17 protein-coding genes are annotated in these 19,887 nt (G+C 44.8%); 14 read left to right on the forward strand and 3 right to left on the reverse strand.

Translation table 11 applies throughout. The features are described from left to right. Positions 1-56 precede the first annotated feature (56 nt). Entirely contained in the window at positions 57-434 is a 378-nt protein-coding gene (locus tag ABIE27_RS01270; RefSeq protein WP_123062722.1) for a PilZ domain-containing protein, read from the reverse strand. Between the two features lie 152 nt (positions 435-586). Here ABIE27_RS01270 and ABIE27_RS01275 point away from each other — a divergent pair, with 152 nt between their 5' ends. The 12 genes from ABIE27_RS01275 to ABIE27_RS01330 all read left to right on the forward strand — a co-directional run bounded on the left by ABIE27_RS01275 (position 587) and on the right by ABIE27_RS01330 (position 11,998). After that, a complete protein-coding gene (locus tag ABIE27_RS01275) occupies positions 587-1,048 on the forward strand; it encodes a DUF6386 family protein (RefSeq protein ID WP_123062721.1) in 462 nt (153 codons plus the stop codon). 58 nt (positions 1,049-1,106) lie between these two features. Further along, positions 1,107-1,784 (forward strand): hypothetical protein, encoded by a 678-nt coding sequence (locus ABIE27_RS01280; protein ID WP_123062720.1) that lies wholly within the window; start codon positions 1,107-1,109, stop codon positions 1,782-1,784. A 41-nt stretch (positions 1,785-1,825) separates the two neighbouring features. Further along, positions 1,826-2,158 carry a hypothetical protein gene (locus tag ABIE27_RS01285; protein ID WP_123062719.1) on the forward strand — a complete coding sequence of 111 codons (333 nt, stop codon included), beginning with the start codon at positions 1,826-1,828 and terminating at the stop codon, positions 2,156-2,158. A gap of 36 nt (positions 2,159-2,194) precedes the next feature. Continuing rightward, positions 2,195-2,599: a hypothetical protein gene (locus tag ABIE27_RS01290; RefSeq protein ID WP_151458037.1), complete on the forward strand. Its 405-nt coding sequence runs from the start codon at positions 2,195-2,197 to the stop codon at positions 2,597-2,599. Between the two features lie 141 nt (positions 2,600-2,740). Further along, positions 2,741-3,289, forward strand: a complete 549-nt coding sequence (locus ABIE27_RS01295) for a sigma-70 family RNA polymerase sigma factor (RefSeq protein ID WP_240036625.1) — start codon at positions 2,741-2,743, stop codon at positions 3,287-3,289. After that, entirely contained in the window at positions 3,279-4,457 is a 1,179-nt protein-coding gene (locus ABIE27_RS01300) for a DUF4179 domain-containing protein (RefSeq protein WP_123062717.1), read from the forward strand. The genes ABIE27_RS01295 and ABIE27_RS01300 overlap by 11 nt, the downstream gene beginning before the upstream one ends. Before the next feature lie 197 nt (positions 4,458-4,654). Continuing rightward, complete coding sequence (locus ABIE27_RS01305) at positions 4,655-5,698, forward strand: pectate lyase (RefSeq protein WP_123062716.1); 1,044 nt, start codon at positions 4,655-4,657, stop codon at positions 5,696-5,698. Positions 5,699-6,008: 310 nt separating this feature from the next. Further along, entirely contained in the window at positions 6,009-7,526 is a 1,518-nt protein-coding gene (locus tag ABIE27_RS01310; protein ID WP_123062715.1) for a methyl-accepting chemotaxis protein, read from the forward strand. Between the two features lie 394 nt (positions 7,527-7,920). Beyond that, positions 7,921-9,453, forward strand: a complete 1,533-nt coding sequence (locus ABIE27_RS01315; RefSeq protein ID WP_429349736.1) for a methyl-accepting chemotaxis protein — start codon at positions 7,921-7,923, stop codon at positions 9,451-9,453. Positions 9,454-9,668: 215 nt separating this feature from the next. Then, on the forward strand, positions 9,669-10,367 hold the full coding sequence (locus ABIE27_RS01320; RefSeq protein ID WP_240036624.1) for a DUF4274 domain-containing protein: 699 nt from the start codon (positions 9,669-9,671) through the stop codon (positions 10,365-10,367). A gap of 7 nt (positions 10,368-10,374) precedes the next feature. Next, the gene (locus tag ABIE27_RS01325) at positions 10,375-10,836 is read left to right on the forward strand and encodes a hypothetical protein (RefSeq protein WP_123062712.1); all 462 of its coding nucleotides are present in this window, start codon (positions 10,375-10,377) and stop codon (positions 10,834-10,836) included. Then, on the forward strand, positions 10,829-11,998 hold the full coding sequence (locus tag ABIE27_RS01330) for a GNAT family N-acetyltransferase (RefSeq protein ID WP_123062711.1): 1,170 nt from the start codon (positions 10,829-10,831) through the stop codon (positions 11,996-11,998). Before ABIE27_RS01325 ends, ABIE27_RS01330 begins: the two co-directional genes overlap by 8 nt. A 123-nt stretch (positions 11,999-12,121) precedes the next feature. Here the strand turns inward: ABIE27_RS01330 and ABIE27_RS01335 are convergent, their stop codons facing one another. Further along, the gene (locus ABIE27_RS01335) at positions 12,122-12,496 is read right to left on the reverse strand and encodes a VOC family protein (protein WP_123062710.1); all 375 of its coding nucleotides are present in this window, start codon (positions 12,494-12,496) and stop codon (positions 12,122-12,124) included. A 157-nt stretch (positions 12,497-12,653) separates the two neighbouring features. Between ABIE27_RS01335 and ABIE27_RS01340 the strand changes: the two genes are divergently transcribed. Next, on the forward strand, positions 12,654-15,347 hold the full coding sequence (locus tag ABIE27_RS01340) for an endo-1,4-beta-xylanase (protein WP_429349737.1): 2,694 nt from the start codon (positions 12,654-12,656) through the stop codon (positions 15,345-15,347). 155 nt (positions 15,348-15,502) lie between these two features. Here the strand turns inward: ABIE27_RS01340 and ABIE27_RS01345 are convergent, their stop codons facing one another. Next, the gene (locus ABIE27_RS01345) at positions 15,503-17,122 is read right to left on the reverse strand and encodes an alkaline phosphatase (protein WP_192895053.1); all 1,620 of its coding nucleotides are present in this window, start codon (positions 17,120-17,122) and stop codon (positions 15,503-15,505) included. Positions 17,123-17,376: 254 nt separating this feature from the next. Here ABIE27_RS01345 and ABIE27_RS01350 point away from each other — a divergent pair, with 254 nt between their 5' ends. Continuing rightward, complete coding sequence (locus tag ABIE27_RS01350; protein WP_123062707.1) at positions 17,377-19,293, forward strand: AraC family transcriptional regulator; 1,917 nt, start codon at positions 17,377-17,379, stop codon at positions 19,291-19,293. Positions 19,294-19,887: the final 594 nt, after the last annotated feature.

Below are 19,887 nucleotides of genomic sequence, written 5' to 3' on the forward strand. Positions count from 1 at the left end.
TTTTTTGATCTTTTTTAACGATATAAAGATGTCTCTATTTCGTATGTACATTGTATTTATTTGACGATGATTTTACCTTGTCCTGCTAGCATACGCATTTCCCGAGACAGACGATCCTGATCTTCAACTGCGACTTCAAGTTGAACACCGTAACGCCATACCATGTTATGTTCCATACCCCAGCGAAGTGTGCCTTCAATATATAATAAATCTTCAAACAGCTTCAAGTTGATGCCGATGCGAATATCGTTATGCTCTACAGGGAGGGACAGTGGAAAAGCAAGCTGACAGCCCGAACGACTGATATCACGTAATTCGGCCTGAATAGGCTTGGAGGGACCGTCCATGCCATTAATGCTCAGGATATAGATTTCGAAATGCATAGGTTCTTTCAGAGTATAACGAAAAGGTTCTTTCCTATTATTAATTGGCATAGATTCCTCCATCAAGTTCAAAAAAATTCCGTTATGGATATATCGTCAATTGTTAACCAGAAATGAAGAGTAACGTTACAGAGATGGTTCGGGAGTTCGATTTTATGTGTGGGGCGGGCTTGTTATAATAAAAGATGAAGGAGAGGATGAGCATGCAAGGAACATTTCAGATGGATACAGATACAGCGACATTATGTTGTTATGATCTGGCGTCATTAGAGCATCGTCTTCAGGATACACCTGACTGGTGGTCGATCCCGGATGATGAACTGGAGGAGGTCAACGCAGGTCATTGTCTGTTTCTGAATCTGGGTGAGGACGGAACGTATGAGGTGCACTGGAAGGTGCAAGCAGCTGTTCTGGAACCAGAGAGTGAGGCGGATCAGGCAAACATATATTATTTTCAGGTTCCTTCGGGTAAGGTTTATTTAGGATCAGCAGATGATGTCAGCGGCGGTGAACTGGAGCCGGATGAATTATCTCAAGGGATCTTCTTACAGCTAAACCCTGGAAATTATGCTTGTACTGTATTTAAAAAGGAAAATCAGATATCGGTTACGATCCAACCTAGTGACCAGGGGAAGAACAAGGTACAGGATTTGATCCGACTATAGCGTGCCTTACATAGATTGAATAAATCACATACCTAGATCATTTTTAGGAGAGATGGATATGCATCAATGGAGCGGGACACCGATCATGAATGCTTCTATTTTGCACCAGCGGATAAAGGCACTTGCCGCACTAGATATCATTCTGTCTGAAGAGGACTGGCTCCGCGTACATCGTTATCACCATAACACATTACAGCCAGATACAGCATGGGGAAGCGTGAATAACGGGGCAGGGGATCATCTGCATGTATTGTTTACGAATACGGGCACGTTACTCAAAGGGTTTGATCATGAATCTCCGCTTAGTCCGCATAACCGTGAGGATGGTGAGATTTACCCGGGGATGTATGATGAGGTGCCAGAGGTGTTCATGCGTATTTTGAGTCAACACGAGGAAACGCTGGCTCGGAAGGATGTAACCTTCTGTATCTGGCAGGAAGGGCACAATCTGGATTGGAAAACAGGCAGCTCAGTTGGACTTGCCATGGCTCAGGAAGACCAATCGGATGCTGAGGGTGGAGTAGCATTTCTGTTCGGTTATATCGAGGAAACACCGAAGTCATACATCGATTGGGCAGAAGATTACTACGATATACAGGATATGTCTTTGACAGCTGTAACTGAAATATATAACAATGCACCGATTAGTGCCGACCTGATTCGAGAATTGAATCCGAAGCGTGATGTGCTCGCTGTGATGGATGAACTCCAGCAATATGGATACGCAGTACGATGAAGTGAAGTCGAGTAAACGATGTATGATGGAGGAACTTCATTATGGGCTGGGAGTATGGGATCAGAACGAAGGAGCAGGAGTACACCAGGTTGCATGAGATCATGCTTCGACTGGCGGCATCACTGACACATAGCAGGATGTATAGTCTGGAGCAACACACCGATGGTTTTAGTCTTTTGCGTGACGATGCATCATGGCCAAGAGCTTTGGAGGTAGTGTTGGAGGAAGCAAGCGGGTTGGATGAAGTAGCGGATGGTGAACGATACATCTACTGCCTGTTCCATATCTGGGGGGAGGAAGGACGAGCCTGGAAACAACAGATGGAGGGTGTGACGAATCAGTATCCAGGAGTATTTGAATGGTTTGAATTGTGAGTGCCTGAAGTGGTGATTCGGAAAGGAGTGAATGTTGTGCAAAGACAAGCCAAAAGCAAAATTCCGGTACTCTTGTATCAGTATGAAGGCACTGAGAGGAACATAGGGTTTACCTTATCCCCTCTATATATGAACGAAGATGTGCGTGAGATAAGGCAGGAAGATATGCTGTTCATCTATGATGAGGATTTTAAACATATTCGTCCAGCAATCAATCGTGTTTTCCCTTTAACGGACCCGCGGAGTGGAGAAGAATTAGAGGCATTTGATCCATGTTGGGACAATCCGATTGTGAAGAAGGTATGGGCTGTTGTTTTATCTGAGCTGGAACAGGTTAAAGTTGCTGAACCGGAACTGCGGGTGTTTTTGGATTCGTTGACAGTTTGGATTCGGAACGTTCTGGAGTCAGCTGATGGAATTGAGATTACGGGCAATCTGTGAGTAGATGTAATTCGATTACGAGTGCAGGAATAGTAGCTCCTATCTATAGATGGTGAGCTTTTTTTCGTGCAAAAAAATGAAAACGGTTTGGTCGGTTCTTCCGTCTTATACCAAAGAGAGAGAGAGAAGGAGGGGAACATTGTGGATAGCGAAACAGGGATGGAGCAGATGAACTGGATACATGTGCACGATGAATCAGCGTTTATTCATTCCGTTATGGAGCATCAGGATACGTTGTTATCTATAGCTTATAGCTATTTGCGGAATCGGCAGGATGCGCTGGAAGCAATACAAGAGATGACCTGCCGGGCCTGGATTAAACGTCGTTCGCTAAATAATGAGAAGGCATTTAAATCATGGATCATTCGAATTTTGATTTATGTCTGTATTGATGAACAGCGTCGCCGCAAGCGTACTATACCTCAGCCGGATGAGAGGTTGGAGAAAAATATCCCAGCTTCATGGATGATTAGTGCCCAAGATAATCGTATAGCCATGCAGTCCCTTTTGCTGAAAATAAAACCGAAGTATAGGCATGTATTATTGCTTAAGTACTACAACGATATGACACTTACGGGTATTGCTTCAATCCTTGGCAAACCGGAAGGTACGATTAAGACATGGCAGCATAAGGGTCTTGAACAATTACGGAAGCTGATGAAGAATAGGAGGGATTGGCATGACAACTAGCCCGGAGGAAAAAGCATTGCTGGCAGATGCATACGAGGTTAACAAGGAGCGTAGAGAATTAGATCCGGCGAATATGACTGCTGCCATACAACGAGGCTTGGCGGAAGCCAGAACGAGTAGATCAAGTAAAAGAAGACGAGGAAAATGGATCACGGTGCTATGCGCTGTATCACTTGCCGTGGCGAGTATTCTGTTCGCATCACTTGGAGACTTCGGGCAGCAACGGTTGACCTCTTCCGAGTCTGAAGTTCATTGGGGAGAATTGGAGCCTTTTCGTGAATTGCTGCGCAGAGATCAGGAGAGTGCTACCCTTACCTCAGCCCTCAACCACAATTATGTTCAGCGTTTAGATCAGACGGTGACGATGGGGAAATACACGTTTACGCTGGATGCATTGATGGCAGATGAGAATCGAGTGATTCTCTTATACTCTGCTAAGACGGATACACCGAGTGGTGTATATTCCATAGAGAACACGAAATTAATGGATGCATCCACAGGATACGTGATTGATAATGGCAGCATTAACGGTATCCGTTTCTCAGATGAGAATCATATTCTTCGAGGCCGAACCACATTTGACCGAAGTCGCAGCAAACCGCTTCCGGAAAAATTAAATTTTGAATTTCAGCTTTCCTCTGTCGTTCCTGATCGCCTCGATGATGGAAAAGGGAAGGGAAAAGAAAAAGAGCAGGAGCAGCAGGGGGAGAATTCGCAGGAACGAAAGTACGAATTTTCTAAAAAAATGAATGTTGTCGTTGCATTAGACCCGAAATTTTCAATTCCTAAAACGGAGATTATTCCTGTGAATCAAACGTACAAGTTTGGGGAGTACGAAGTGTTGATCTCGGACGTGGAAATTTCGCCGCTGGTTACACAGGTAAGGGTTGATTATGATCCCAAACAAAAGCTTGACTATGAGAAGGAGTCGTTCATTAGCGATATCATTCAGCCGTTGGAGATCGTAACGATCTCCCAAAAAGGGAAGCAGACAACCTTATCTAGGAATGGAGGCAGAGGCACAGGGAATGGCATGATGTATTCGTTCAGCAGCAATTTTCTTGATGAACCCAAATCGATCATATTGAAGATGCAAGGAAAACCCGGTAAGGTTTACGGAAATATAGAAGATGCTGCAAAAGATCAATTCGAAATTAAAATTAAATAGATGCTTAAGAATAGATAGGATGAGTTCATGGGTTACGTGTGACATGGTCTCATCTTTCTGTTTTTTCACGATATCTGACCTCCTGTTGCAAAAAAGATAAGATAATTGTCTTTTTGCAATAATTGTATTGTCACAATGCAGGTTACAAGCTATAATCGAGTTGTTTGAAGGGACAAATTACAAAGGATGGTGATATTTTGAAGAAGTTTTCATTGCTTTTACTCGCAGTCACTTTATTGTTGTTAACGGTTTCAACAGCCCCCGCTACATATGGTGCAGCTAGCTTTCCTAACACGGGCACAAATGGTTTGACTGGTTTTGCAGGTAATGCGAAGAATGAGAACGGTGTATCCAAGGCGGCCACGACAGGGGGGCGGAACGGTCAGGTTGTGTATGTCAGTAATCTGAATGATCTGAGAACACACATGGCAGGCTCTACAGCCAAGATTGTCGTTGTGGAACAGAATATTTCTTCATCCAGCTTGCAAAAAGTTGAATTTGGTTCCAACAAAACACTGGTAGGTTCTTTTGACAGACATACGTTAACGAACATTCACTTCAGATCCACTTCGGGATCAAGCAATGTGATTTTTCAAAATCTGACGTTTAATCACTCCGCGAACATCAACGCCAACGATGATATCCAGATGTATATTACTTCCGGCTCCAACTATTGGATCGATCATGTTACATTCTCGGGTCATAGCTATAGTTCTGGCGGCAGTGACCTGGATAAGCTTCTGTATATCGGTGACCGCGCAGACTATATCACGATCAGTAACTCCAAATTTGCGAATCACAAATACGGCATTATTCTAGGACACCCGAATGACGGTAACAGCAGCTATAACGGTGTGCCTCATGTGACCATGTCCAATAACTATTTCGAAAACTTGTATGTACGTGGTCCTGGACTTATGCGTTATGGTTTTTTCCATATCAAAAACAATTATGCCAATAACTTTAACCAAGCAATTACCATCGGAGAAAAAGCGCGTATTTATTCGGAAAACAATTACTTTGGCGCCGGAGCTGAAAAAGGCGGCATTCTGGACGACAAAGGAAAAGGAGAATTTACGGATACAGGTAGCACACCTGCTCTGAACAGCCCGGTTTCTCCAAAAACCAATTGGAGACCAAGCAATAATTACAGCTATCAGGTTGAAAGCGCAGCCTATGCACGTGAGTTCGTTACGAAATATGCCGGATCATCGAATACAACACTGGTATTTGGCAAGTAACAGCCGGACAGCATGTTAAAGGTTCCTAATAAAAGGTATGACAGAGTCTGCTTTATGCGTATCTACGCATGGGCAGGCTCTTTATATTTTGTTTATGATAATATGCAATGATATTATTTTTTAGATGATATTTCATTTACATGATGTACAGCCGATATATTGTTAAGTAGCGCTGTGTGTATGTTTATGAAGCCTATATGCACTATAGTATGACAGGGTGATTTTTCGAAGCAGGGATCATTACCAGTCACTTCATATCCATTCATCGCAGCTTACATCTGGTTAAACCTACATCAAAGGCGGGGTACTCATGAATCGGTTGGACGAAATTATTTGGAAAAGAAATAAAATGATTACAGTGATGTTGTGGATTGTCGTGACTTTTGGAATGATTATCGCTTTTACAGATCCCAAGTTATTCGTTTCTAACGCTCTAGTCATTGTGTATGGTATTTGGCTTATGTATGCCAATGCCAAAAAGAAGCATATTCATCTTATTCCATGGATCAATGTTACACTGATTAGTGCTTGTGGCATTTTTGCCGGTTGGGGGACTGTGGATCCGTTTATAGCAATTGTTATAACGAGTCTATTATTAATGTATCCTGATAAGCGAGTGTTCCTTACCGGTTTCTCGGTTTTACTTGCAAACAACATTTTACAGCTTGTAATCGTTCCGGTTTCTACCCAGGAGCAGTTTATAGAAAATATTACGAATGTGGTACTTTTTGCAGTAGCAGGTGTGATTTTAGTCCTTGTATCTACATTGAATCAAAAGTTATTTCAAGAGAGTGAGCATAGATGGAATGAAGTAGAACATTCACGGAAGCGTGTAGAAGAAATGCTGGAACGAGTGAAAAAGTCCGTTGTTGGACTTTCCCACTATACTGAACAACTCAAACAAAAGGTGGATGCTACAGGGTCCATAACAAATGAAGTAACACTTGGTTTTGGAGAAGTTGCCAAAGGAGTTGAGTTCCAGGCAACAAGTATTGCCGAAATTTCAGAGTCTCTTGCTCTGTCTGACCGCCAGATTCAAGATGTAGCGTCCTATTCCCAGCAGATGAAAGAGCTATCTGCAGACATGGCTTCAAGCACCCAGTCGGGCAGTGCTCAGATGGATCAATTGAATATGCAGATGAGCGAATTGGATACAGCCATTCATACAACCGCCGATGATATGCAGAAGTTTAATGAACAAAGTGAAGCGATGACGTTGATGCTGAACAGCATCTCCGATATTGCCACACAAACCAATCTGCTGGCATTAAATGCGGCCATTGAAGCTGCTCGTGCAGGCGAGCATGGACGTGGATTCGCTGTAGTATCGGAAGAGGTCCGCAAACTTGCTGAAAGTTCTGGCCAATCCGCTAATGAAATTACAACAATCCTCACGGGGCTGAGAACGCAGACCCAAGCATTAACCATGAGATTTGAAGGGATTCGCCAATCTCTACAGCGTGGAAGGAACAGTGTGCAGACAGCAGGGGAAGTGTTTCAGTCCATTCATCATAGCTCACAGGACGTCCTTACTCATGCAACCGATATGGAGACAAGCTCGACCACAATGAAGACTTCCTCAACACGGGTAGTGAATGAGGTTTCGGAAATTTCCAGTGTAACACAGCAGTCCAGTGCAGCAACAGAAGAAATCCTAGCGAGCATGGAAGAACAGCGCAGCCTGACACAGAATATGGTGGAAAGCTTTGGGGAGTTGGAGATGCTAATCGTGGATTTGAGCTTATTGGTGTCCGATCATCAAGTAGCTAGTATGGGGACAGGTCAGGAAGCGAATGCGCAAAGGAAAGCAGTTACGGCAGTAGCTTAAAGTTATAAAATCGGAAGCTCCTTAAATGTGGATCAATCGCAGGGATTGAAGATGTGCGGGAAATTCAGATCAACTAAATAAGTTTACTTAGGAGTCCGGAAACGCGTAAATAGACGTGTTTCCGGACTTTTTTACGTCTAAAGAACGCATTGAACCGCTTCATTAAGGTGGGCATGTCGTGAAAATATATATTTTCTTAACATATATTAATTTTAGACATAAATTACCGATATACATAAAGTGGCGCTGACTGCACGTTTATGAAGTTAATATGTACTATGCTAAAGGCGCAGGAGTTACGGAACTACGTATAAGCAGGACTATGGACTGAGATTAAACTTACAGTGGCCTACATGTGTTGAATTTTTTAACTTACATAAAGGACGGGGTAAGCATGAATCGTATCGATGAGATCACTTGGCAGAGAAACAAACTAGTAAGTTACATGATGTGGGCCATAACGGCTATCAGTGCGGGGATCACGATTATTGTTCCCGATCTATGGCTATCCACGCTACTCTCCGTTGTAGTTACTTTAGCAGTTACCGTATGCAATTTCATGAAAAAAGGTATACATATCATTCCATGGTTTGTGACCGTAGCGGTGATCGCCAGTGGAATTTACGTAAGTCGTGACGCGATGAATGTTGTGCAAGGCATACTTATTGTTTCACCGCTGCTGTTGTATCCGAATAGTAAGCACTATAACATTGCTTTTTCGGTGATGCTTGCTTTTTTCACCGTTCAACTTGTTCTTGTATCATCGGCAAGTATAGAGTTACTCTTTGCTGACTTGATTAATTTCAGTATGTATATCGTAACTGGAATTATAATGATCACCGTGTCTAGGGTGAACAAACGATTGTTCATGGATAGTGAAGCACGAGGAGCGCAAGTGGAAGAGTCACGCAACCGTGTGGAAATCATGTTGGAGCGGGTCAAAGAAGCTGTTGTAGGGCTGTCCCGCTATACAGAACAATTGAAACAAAAAGTAGATGAGACCGGTGCCATCACCAACGAAGTGACGGTCGGATTCAGCGAAGTTGCGAGAGGTGTCGAGTTTCAGGCGACCAGTATTGCTGAAATCTCCGAATCGTTATCCCAGTCTGACCGCCACATTAAGGACGTAGCGTCCTATTCCCAACAGATGAAAGAGCTGTCCGTAAGTATGGCTTCAAGTACACAGACCGGTAGTGCACAGATGGGTCATCTGAACGAGCAGATGCATGAATTGTACCAGACCATTAGCACGACAGCTGATGATATGAAGAAATTTAATGATCAGAGTGAATCGATGACGTTGATGCTGAATAGTATCTCGGATATCGCCACTCAAACCAATCTGCTTGCGCTGAATGCAGCCATTGAAGCTGCTCGTGCAGGTGAGCATGGACGCGGGTTTGCTGTCGTTTCGGAGGAAGTTCGCAAGCTGGCTGAAAGCTCAGGGCAATCGGCGAGTGAGATTACCTCGATCCTCACCGGTCTGAGAACACATACGCAAGCATTGACAAGCCGATTTGAAGGGGTTCGTCAGTTGTTGCAAGTTGGAGCAGAAAGTGTTCTTACAACAGAGCGGGTATTCCAGTCCATTAATAACAATTCACAGAATGTGTTGACTCAGGCTACAGAAATTGAGACAAGTTCAGCAACGATGAAGGAATCCTCGACTCGGGTGGTTAATGAGGTGTCCGAAATTTCCAGTGTAACGCAACAATCCAGTGCTGCAACGGAAGAGATTCTGGCGAGTATGGAAGAGCAACGTAATCTGACACAAAATATGGTGGCAAGTTTTACCGAACTGGAGAAACTTATTGTCAATCTCGGTGATCTCGTATCGGATCAGCATGTTCGTCAAGCCGATAAGACATCTCAGGCAGCCTCTGTCCCTGTGTCAAAAGCTGTTCCAACTGAAGCGATCCCAGCTTAAGTCGGAATTCCGTCTTGCAAGAGATCACTAACCGTTCATATTAAATTTATCCAACTAGGCCTGTCCGGTGCGTAATTACTCGCTTTGCGGGCTTTTTTGGCGTTCAAAGGTCTCTTGTAGCGACCTATATTTTTAGATAGAGTAGGTGTAGAAGATGTCGGGAGCGTATGAGGGATATGGGGGACGGAATAGAAAATAGTAAAGGAGAGATCATTTTGAATTGGACAGATATTAGTAAAATCAAAGATATGGAGCACCTTTGTGAAGTTATAGCTTCATCCTCATTGGATGTCAATGAACGGGATGAACGCGGACGAACACCTCTTATGCTCTTTTTGACTCAGCGTGCGCCTCTCGAGGGTATTCGCTATCTGCTGCAAGCCAATCCCGAACTGGAAGTGGAGGACAAACTCGGGGATACTGCTTTGAAAAAAGCCGTAAGGTTCAACCAGCCTGAAGCAATCAGTCTATTGCTGGAACATGGGGCTAGACTGGATTCGCCTAACGGCATTCTGGCTACAGCTTGGAACTTGGCAAGAGATCGTAATCCAAACCTGGCAGAGATGCTGTTAGATACACCTGGAGCCATACGTTTGAAATTGACGGCTGAAGAGCAGCAGATTGTGGATGACATCATTTACGAGGAGTCTTCCGATGCAGCCTGTGAGAAAATTCGGATGCTGGATTCAGAAGTGCTGATACATGCAGTGGTGAATGGCTTTAATTGGGATGATAGTCCCGGACCGATGGTTGTAGCAGCTGAGCATTCAAAATGTGCCGAGATTACAAAGCTTGATATGGCTGAATTGATGGAGGCGGATTACTGGCTGGAGATGGATCTGGAAGAAGTGAACAGAAGAGTAGATGGGCCTACATATCGGCATCTCGCAGTATTTTTGACTAGAAAGGGTTGATTCAAAAATGGTGCATGACTCTTTCCATGAGCAGAACCAAAAGCTAGAGCAGTTGCAGCAGGAACTGAAGGAAGGCAACATCGAGCATTTTTACATTACGGAGCCTATACAGCATCAGAGCCAGCAGTTGGTGCTGGCAGGCAGTTTTGACTTTTCGTATTATCACAATGTGGAGATTACCTTTAGTGAGGTAGAGTTCATTCTGTGTCCGGCGACGATATTTATCGTGGAAAGGTTTCGGCTGGCCACGGAAGAAGAGATCGTTCAGTTAAATTCCATGATGTATGGTTTTGAAAGGAATGGTACAGTCTTTTGCCTGGAAAATGAATTTGAAGAGCAACGATTTTATATCGTGGCGAAGCAGATGACCTATCAGTTTGGCATGGTTTATTACTATGATCGGCCGAATCTGCAGCCGGGAGAGCGAATTGCTGAGTTTGTAACCAAATCGGAGAACGTTCATGAGTAAAGCTAATCAGGAGACTCGCGTTCGATTATACGATCGACATTCGCTTCATACCATGGATTGGCCCGATACGGAGGATGCGAGGTACGCACGGGCGTATTTGGAACCGATGATGATGCATGGGACTAATGAATACATGGCTAACGTAAACACCACGTTGCTCCTTGCTCGGATAGACAATCTTGTGCTGCCGGTGACCGTGAATGCTGAGGAATACGATAATGCTTATGTCTGTTCCCCGTATACTCACTATGTGCGGTACGCCAAGCAGGAACTAACCATGTTACAGAAGCCGATGCTGGAAAAAGGACTCTCCGTGCTGCTTAGTTTCATTGGCTGGGGCATGAAAAAGTCTCAGATCAACAAGGTTGTACATGTGAACAACTGGCTGTTATCAACTAACCTGTATCCTGCTATGAGTGCCGAGCAAGCCACGCATTTGCTTGAAACAGTAAGGGAGAACTATCCGGGGCATACGGTTATCTTTCGTTCTTTGAGTTCCGAACTGCACTCGAACCTGATAACAGGGCTTCAGGAAGCGGGATGCCGCTCTATACCGAGCAGGCAGATTTATTTGTATCAGGCGCATGATCCGAATTTCGGCAATGCCAAGTCTCGTTGGTTGCTGAAACGGGATCAGGCAATGATGGACAAGCATGGCTATGAGCTGGTTTCTGGTGCAGACCTTAGAGAAGCGGATATCCCGCGAATTGTGGAGCTGTACCGGATGCTTTATTTGGAAAAGTACTCCTATGACAACCCACAGTTCAGCGAGCGTTTTATTGCTGGTGCTATAGTGAACGGCACGTTAAGCTTACACGGATTGCGCAAGGAAGGGCGCTTGGATGCGGTAATGGGTTACTTCTGCCGTAATGGGGTGATGACCACACCGCTGTTCGGTTATGACACAGATATTCCCCAGTCTGTCGGTCTGTACCGCATGCTGTCGGCATGTCTCATTGGACAAGCCAGGGCGAACGGGAAGTTGCTGCATGAGAGCGCTGGTGCAGCGCAGTTTAAACGTAATCGCGGCGCGATAGCGGATTTTGAATATTCCGCTGTATACGACCGGCATCTCTCATTCCGCAGACGGTGGTGCTGGGCATTACTAGACCGATTGTTGAACAGCATAGGCGTGCCTTTGATGCGCCGTATGAAGCTGTAAATCCAAGAAACCAACAAGCCAAACAAGGAAGCAAAGTGCTCTACTCCTTGGTACGCTTTACTGTCTTTTACTACTTGAGTGACTAGCACCGGGTGCTTTCAGCTGACCTCTTGATATGTAGTCTTATTCCAGATGTTCGGCGAGCTGTACCTCGAACCCATCCGGGTCAGCAATGTACATAAAACGCAGACGTGGGTTCGGCTGCACAGGTTCACGCAGGATGGGGATTTGCATTTCCGTTAGACGCTCCATAGCTGCTTCCAGTGATGAGACTTCGTAACCAATGGAGATGCCAGCCTCGGGCTTCAGTACCTGCTCACTACCTTCAATTAACTCTAGTGAGGTCTCACTCGTCTCACCCAGACCAAGCATGGCAATCTGCCGCCCGCGGCTTTCAAATCTGCGCTGAACGGTAAGTCCTAGTAAATTGTGATAGAAGTGAATGGATGCTTCCAGATTACGCACACGTAGTGTAATCCAGTTGAGTTTGATTAACATGTTGGTTCTCTCCTTCGGAGTTGCGTAGTGTCAGTTCTTGTTTATTATACAAGAAGAAAGCTGATTCTTCTGATTTTATTGAAAAATTTTACAAAAATATATATGTAAGCGTTATTTCAAAGTGTATAATACAAGTTAAATTGAGAGGAGGAATGAAATGAAGACGAAGGCGTTTGAAAAAATGAGTTCAACCCTGCTGGCAACGATGCTGGTGATGACGACGGTTCCTTTTCAGCAGGTTGCTTTTGCACAAGAACAACAGATTGAACAGGGAGCAAGTTCTGGGGCTGCGGCGGTTTCTGAGCAGAACCTCAAGGTGCTTCATACCGATTTTGAGGATGGGACGTTACAAGGCTGGCTTCCGCGTGTTGGTAGCGAAAGTTTGACGGTTTCGCAGCAGGCAGCGCATCAAGGTACTCGGAGCATGCTTGTCTCGAACCGTCAGCGCTCCTTTCATGGGCCGATGCTGAAAATGAAAAGTCTGTTAAAGCCTAACTCTACGTATAACATTTCATTCTATGTCAGGCTTACGGAGAAACCTGCTTCAGATCAGACGATTCAGCTAACAGCCTACAAGAAGAATGGGGCAGAGAGTTGGAACATGCTGGACAAGGTCACGATTCCCAAAGACGACTGGCAACAATGGCATAAGGTTTCGGCCACGTACCAATACAGCGACAACCCTGAGGAGTTGAATTTTTTTATTGAAACACCTTATATCTCCGATGATACGGTAGATACCTTATCCTTTTATGTGGATGATGTGACGATTGAGGAAGCTGCACCACTCGCTATTGAGACCGATATTCCTTCCTTGCAAGATCTGTACCAGACCGAATTTCCGATTGGGGCCGCGGTGTATCGCTGGCAGCTTGAAGGAGCTTATGGTCAATTGTTAACCAAACACTTTAACAGTTTGACCGCAACGTACGAGATGAAACCGAAGTTTGTGTCCCCTTCCAAAGGGGTGTATGACTTCCAAGCCTCGGATGAATATGTGGACTTTGCACAGAAAAATCAAATGGGTTTACGTGGACATGCCTTGCTCTGGCATATTGATGCAGCTGAGTGGATGTTCAAGGATGACCAGGGCAATCCTGCGAGCAGGGATCTGCTACTCAGTCGGGTCCAGAACTACGTGGACACAGTCATGAAACGATATAAAGGTAAAATCTATGCTTGGGATGTCGTGAACGAAGCTATTGCGGATAGCAACGGGGATGCCAATGGTTTGCGCAAAAGCCCGTTCTACGAGCTAATCGGCCCGGATTATGTTGAGAAAACGTTTGAGTTTGCACGCGCTGCTGACCCGGATGCGAAATTATATTACAACGAGTATTTTACCGAAGTTCCTGAAAAAAGAGAGCATATGTACCAACTGGTCAAAAGGTTGAAGGAAAAAGGGCTGATTGATGGTGTGGGTCTGCAATCTCACTATAACCTTGAATCTCCGCCGATTGATGAGATAGAGAAAACAATCAATCTGTTTGCTGGTCTAGGTCTGGATATCCAGATTACCGAGCTGGATGTCGATAGCGGTATTCCTTATGGTGAGACATTACCTCAGGATGTTGCGGTGAAGCAGGCTTATCGATACAAAGAGCTGTTTGACCTGTATCAAAAACATAGCGATGTCATCTCATCGGTGACTTTATGGGGATTACAGGATGAGAAATCGTATAACAATCAAGCCTTTTTGTTCGATAGTGCTCTGCAATCCAAACCAGCCTACTGGGGATTGGCAGATGAAACAAGCCTGCCTGTTCTGACGCAGCGTGCGGTTACATTGTCCGGTACGCCGAATACGAAGGCAGCGAAACAAGACCCTCTATGGAACAAGTCTGTTTCAACATCTTTGAAAGGCAATTCAGGTTCAGCGGCGTTCCGTACATTGTGGGACAAAAATAATTTGTATGTTCTGGTTGATGTAAAGGATACGACCAAACATGCCAAAGACAAAGTGGAGTTGTTCGTTGATCTGAACAATGGCAAAACCCCTGTGTATGAGGCAGATGATCGACATATCACCATAAGCCGTGAAGGCAAAGTGACAGGAGCTAAGCCGAATACGTATCGTGTTCGTGAAACGGCGGGCGGTTATCAGGTTGAAGTATCTATACCATTAACTAATGCACAAGGAGCAGTTTCACGTGAAGTTGGCCTGGATGTAAGGGTGAAGGATAGTGTAAATAACAGTTCAGAAGAGCAGCGCGTTCTGTATTGGAATGACCGCACATTATCCCAGGATCAAGATACCAGCAAATATGGCGTTATTCAGTTTGCAAGTATGCCGAAGTCTGCGAAAGCCTTGAAAGGAACAGTAACGATTGATGGTGAGAAGGATACGAAATGGAATAAGATTACTCCATTCCATGTTACACCACTGAATCAGAGCGGAGGAGCATCGGCTGAGGCCTGTGCAATGTGGTCTGGTCAGGACTTATATCTTTTCATTGATGTCACTGATCCGCAAATTATAACCAACGCCACCGATCCATGGGATCAGGATTCGGTTGAGATTTTCCTGGATGAAAATCATCAGCGCACGCCGTTCTATCAATATGATGATGCCCAGTTCCGGATCAGCGCAGATAACGTGGCTACGTTTGCGGGCAGTGCCTCGCCAGGACGGCTCCAAAGTGCTGTGAAGAAAACCTCCAAGGGATATCAAGTGGAAGCCAAAATCAGATTTCAATCCCTCGTTCCGAAGGAAGGTCAAGTTATGGGATTTGAACTTCAAATTAATGATAATCAAGGAAACAACAACAAGAGTACGGCAAAATGGAATGATCTCACCAATGATAGCTGGAAGAACACTTCCCAATATGGCATTCTGACGTTTTCAAAATAAACCGATAGAGTGACTGTGAAAGAATAAGTAGGCAAGATGATGGGCTTGTTCATCAATGATCCATTAAATCAATCATCTAATTATCAGAAAAACACCCAAACACGGCGAGGTCGTCTCGCTAGGTTTGGGTGTTCTGTTTATGCGGTATGTCGATTTTATTGAATCAGATCCACAGCACCTTGCGGTACAAAAGCATCTACGCCGTTATACACGATTACACCCTCAAGTGCTGTCTTTTTGCCATTTACAAGTGCAACATTTTTGTAGATTTGCAATTCAAGCTTGGTGTTGTTTTTTGTTACGAGAATCTTCGGATTTTTAACATCGGTTAAATCCAGTTTGTATGTGGCACCTTTGGCAGTAAACGCCTGTTTGGCAGGTACGAACAGTTGCTTGCTTACACTGTCCAGATCCAGATTGAGCACACGAGCCATGTATTTGGCTACGTCCGTGTTATCAATGACACCAAATGGACGATCATTGTTAGGGGCATACGTGTAAAGTACTACGTCTCCACCGGTGTGTCCGCCTGTTGTCCAGCCGATACCCGCACGTTTGCTGATCATTGGGCCTACCACATAGTTCAGGCTGCCCTGCTCAGCGGCTTTAATCGCAGCAACCTCTTCGGAAGTCAGATCGGAAATACCGTAGTATTGTTTCATGACAGCCTTGATGTTGGTGCGTTTCGCATCCAGCTTCGATTCTACACCCTCACCTGTAAGCTTGGCCTTTTTCAAAGGTCCGATAAAAGTGGACAACGGCTCTTTGTCATACGTACCTGTTGTAGCTGCATTACCAATCGTAAGTCCGCCATTCTGATGGTCAGATACGGCAATAACCGCGGTTTGTCCATCTGCTTTGGCAAAATCCATCGCTGCTTTTACCGCATCATCAAAAGCAAGTACGTCACTGATAATCCCAATCGGATCATTGGCATGAGCAGCCCAGTCTACCTTGCTGCCTTCGACCATCAGGAAGAAGCCATTCTCATTTTTGGAGAGAACTTCAATCGCTTTGGATGTCATCTGCGCCAGACTTGGCTGCTTGGCCGGATCACGATCCATATTGTATGACATGCCGGCTGGAGAGAACATGCCCCACAGCTTGCCCGAAGTAGATGCTTTCATCGCCGCAGGCGTAGTTACATAATCGTAGCCGAGTGCTTTAATGGAGGCAACGAGATTGTTACCGTCTTTGCGCCCGGCAGGTTCCAGATACTTACTGCCACCGCCCAGTACAACATCGATGCCATTGAAGACTTGTTGTTTGCTGAGTGCGTCGTAGTTTTTACGATCAGGGTAATGCGCCGAGAAGTCTGCTGGTGTTGCATGCATAATTTCGGATGTGGCTACAATACCCGTGGCTTTACCCGCAAGCTTGGAAGCTTCCAATACCGAAGCAACAGGTTTTCTTTCATCCCCTTTTGCAATCGGTTTTTGTCCAGGCATGGTGGCTTTGTCCGGCAATACACCGACAAAACCGGTATGAGATTTATGTCCTGTCGCAAAGGCTGTTCCTGCAGGAGCCGAGTCCGCAATCGGCGCATCCGCAGAGTGTGTACGCACCATACCGCTTGCCATGGAATCAATGGTCAGAGAAGAACCTTTGTACCAACGAGCCAGAGCGGTAGCATCATTAGCCATACCGTCAGGAATGAGAATGATTACATTTTTGATAGGTGAACCAGAAGTTGTTGAAGTACCGTCTTCCACAGCCCAAGCTGCACTACTGCCTCCCAGCGTAGCCGTAACAATGGTGGTCACCGCGAGCATCATTTTGGCTGCACGGGTACTGAAGCGATTTAACATGAACATCCTCCTAATAAATATGTATAGTTTATCCAGAACCCAGTGTATAGGGCAATTGCTAAACGAGCGTTAGTTTTAGGTTAATTAATTGTAAAAATTACGATTATAAGTCAAAGGTTACATAATAGACGAACTGGACAAAACGTAGAGCACTCTTGTATGGTAAGGATGAAATCGGACATGAATGAACAAGTCCAATGATGGTTTTGAGGTGGTTCAACATGAAAGAATGGTCAGAAGCCATTCGGTGGTGGAATAACAATCAAGTAAAACTTATCGATATCCGCCATAGCGTATTGCATTCAGAACAAGAGTTATCGAGAACCATTTTGCCAGCTCATGCTTTTTTGATCATAAGTAAGGGCGAGGCGGACATTCAATTCGGGATAAACAGATTCACATCGGACCAGACTCACATTCTACATGGTGAAAAAGGTACGTCACTGCGGATTCGTTGTATGCAACAACCACTAGATTATTATTTACTTCTATATAAACCGCAATCGGCTGCGTTACGTTTCGACTCATCGAAAGATGATAGTACACGAGGCGTAAATTCGTTTCAGGGCGGAGAACCCTATTATTTTGCAGCATCATACCCACTAACGCTTCTTACGATCGTGGAAAAAATGGCGGAGTTCTGGATGTCTAGTGATGAACTGGATCGGTTGCAGGTGACGGGATTGTTCTATCAATTTGTGTACGAGCAATTTCGCCAGTGGAACATGGCACGCCAGCGGCAGGTCGAATCGCTAGAGCTGGCGGAGCAGATTGAAGCCTACATTCAGGAGCACTACGCTCATTCTATCTCCATGGAAAATATGGCTACGCATTTTCATTACAGCACGCATTATCTGGCTAGGGTATTCAAACGCAAGTACGGATGCAGTCCCATGGATTATGTCATTCAGACTCGAATCAAACGAGCGAAACATTTGCTTACCGAGACAGAAGCACAGATCCGGGAGGTGGCTGAAAGCGTTGGGTACAAGGATTTGTACTACTTTAGCCGTATTTTCAAACGCACAACAGGTGAGACACCGGCACAGTATAAAATGCACAGTCATCGAATCAAAGGTTCAAATCGTACGAACAAGAGGTCTGAATCGTTCATTGCTGACAGGGACATCCGTAGTTATATTGGTAATAACGATAATCATTATCAATACAACATATGGAGTGTGGACGAGTTGAACCTTCGTTTTAAGCCTACATTGGCGGTTAGTTTATTATTTAGTTTATCGCTGCTGCTCGCGGCATGCGGGGCGGGAACTGAACAGCCAGAGCCTGCAACGAGTGCAGAACCGGTACAGGAATCTACTCGAACGTATACCGATGCGACAGGAAGAAAGGTTGAGATTCCGGCACAGCCTTCCAAACCAGTTATCATAACCTATGGCGGATATCTGTTACCTCTCGGGATGAAACCGGCCGGAGCAAACACCGAAACGCTGGAACAATATCCAGAAGAACTGGCAGGTGTACCGGACATTGGCTCAGGCAATGGCAACGTTGAAATGATCTCAGGTCTGGAACCGGACGTGATCATTGTACCGGACTATACAAGCAAGGAAATTGTAGACACATATGCCAAAATCGCACCAACCATTACAGTGGCATGGGGCGGTGATCCAGATGTCATAAATACCCTGAGAACGATGGGTGACATTATGGATCGTAAGGATGAAGCTGAGCAATGGATTTCGAAGTTTGAAGATAAACTGAAGAGCATTCGCAGTGAACTGAACATTAATATTAAACCGGGCACAACAGCCATGTCGTTTGTAATCTACAATAAAGAGGTATTGCTTGGCGGTGAGGGCGGTACCTTAGGCAAGTTGATCTATGAGGATTTTGGGTTCTCCATGCCTGAGCAGTATAAAATTTATTCGGATGGCGGCACAGTGTTGTCTTTGGAAAAACTGGCGGACAAGCCTGCCGACTACTTTTTCACTCAGATGGAAGATGAAGAGATGGATCAGATGATGGAACTGTTTGAGGAACCGGTATATCAGAGCATTCCCGCGATCAAACATAATCGAATTATCAACGTGTCCAGGAACTACTGGAACTATGGGCCGTATCTGGCGGATAAAGGTCTGGACAGTTTGATTGAGCAAGTGAAAAAGCTGCAATAGCTGTAAAAACAATAACTGAGCGGTCGGCTATAACAGCCTGATCTCAACGAATACCCGAACTTAAAACCATGAATGTATCCATCCGGATGCGTTCATGGTTTTGTTCATAGCGTGAGCTGGAATCTGTAAGTAAGATGTGGTATTTTTCTAAAAAGATATTGCTAGCGCTTTCATTGTGTGCTAATATCACGGTAATAACAGGATTGTAACCGATCTCAGGGCAAGACCTGTTCCAGTTCATTCGCTTCGTTCGGAAAGATCAGGCGATTGATTGCGTTTTGACTATATAAGATGAATTATTTCTTTTACACGTTAACGAAGAGGGCAGAAAAAACCTGGAAAAGCGAAGCGTTCGCCTTTATCACCGGATTTCCCCTTTAGAAAAGGGAATCCAAAAAATCTGGGGATAACAGCGATTGAAAGGTTATTCTGTCATCGGAGTGGATTGTGTAAAATCTTTAGTTTAACTTAAATAGAGTAACAATAATTCCATATCACACCTCATTTTCTCAGGGTTGTTACGTATTGCAGGCAAAACCTGAATTGAGGGCAACAGACGAAGTGATCCAACGTCTGTGTGCCTTTGATTCAGGT

It is taken from the genome of Paenibacillus sp. 4624 (genome assembly GCF_050435065.1).
Classification (GTDB): Bacteria; Bacillota; Bacilli; order Paenibacillales; family Paenibacillaceae; genus Paenibacillus; species Paenibacillus amylolyticus_D.

What these genes read in the sequence shown, in the direction of transcription:
- ABIE27_RS01270 (WP_123062722.1), bottom strand. Translation starts at nt 434, where the DNA reads ATGCCAATTAATAATAGGAAAGAACCTTTTCGTTATACTCTGAAAGAA.
- ABIE27_RS01275 (WP_123062721.1), top strand. Translation starts at nt 587, where the DNA reads ATGCAAGGAACATTTCAGATGGATACAGATACAGCGACATTATGTTGT.
- ABIE27_RS01280 (WP_123062720.1), top strand. Translation starts at nt 1,107, where the DNA reads ATGCATCAATGGAGCGGGACACCGATCATGAATGCTTCTATTTTGCAC.
- ABIE27_RS01285 (WP_123062719.1), top strand. Translation starts at nt 1,826, where the DNA reads ATGGGCTGGGAGTATGGGATCAGAACGAAGGAGCAGGAGTACACCAGG.
- ABIE27_RS01300 (WP_123062717.1), top strand. Translation starts at nt 3,279, where the DNA reads ATGACAACTAGCCCGGAGGAAAAAGCATTGCTGGCAGATGCATACGAG.
- ABIE27_RS01310 (WP_123062715.1), top strand. Translation starts at nt 6,009, where the DNA reads ATGAATCGGTTGGACGAAATTATTTGGAAAAGAAATAAAATGATTACA.
- ABIE27_RS01315 (WP_429349736.1), top strand. Translation starts at nt 7,921, where the DNA reads ATGAATCGTATCGATGAGATCACTTGGCAGAGAAACAAACTAGTAAGT.
- ABIE27_RS01325 (WP_123062712.1), top strand. Translation starts at nt 10,375, where the DNA reads ATGGTGCATGACTCTTTCCATGAGCAGAACCAAAAGCTAGAGCAGTTG.
- ABIE27_RS01330 (WP_123062711.1), top strand. Translation starts at nt 10,829, where the DNA reads ATGAGTAAAGCTAATCAGGAGACTCGCGTTCGATTATACGATCGACAT.
- ABIE27_RS01335 (WP_123062710.1), bottom strand. Translation starts at nt 12,496, where the DNA reads ATGTTAATCAAACTCAACTGGATTACACTACGTGTGCGTAATCTGGAA.
- ABIE27_RS01340 (WP_429349737.1), top strand. Translation starts at nt 12,654, where the DNA reads ATGAAGACGAAGGCGTTTGAAAAAATGAGTTCAACCCTGCTGGCAACG.
- ABIE27_RS01345 (WP_192895053.1), bottom strand. Translation starts at nt 17,122, where the DNA reads ATGATGCTCGCGGTGACCACCATTGTTACGGCTACGCTGGGAGGCAGT.
- ABIE27_RS01350 (WP_123062707.1), top strand. Translation starts at nt 17,377, where the DNA reads ATGAAAGAATGGTCAGAAGCCATTCGGTGGTGGAATAACAATCAAGTA.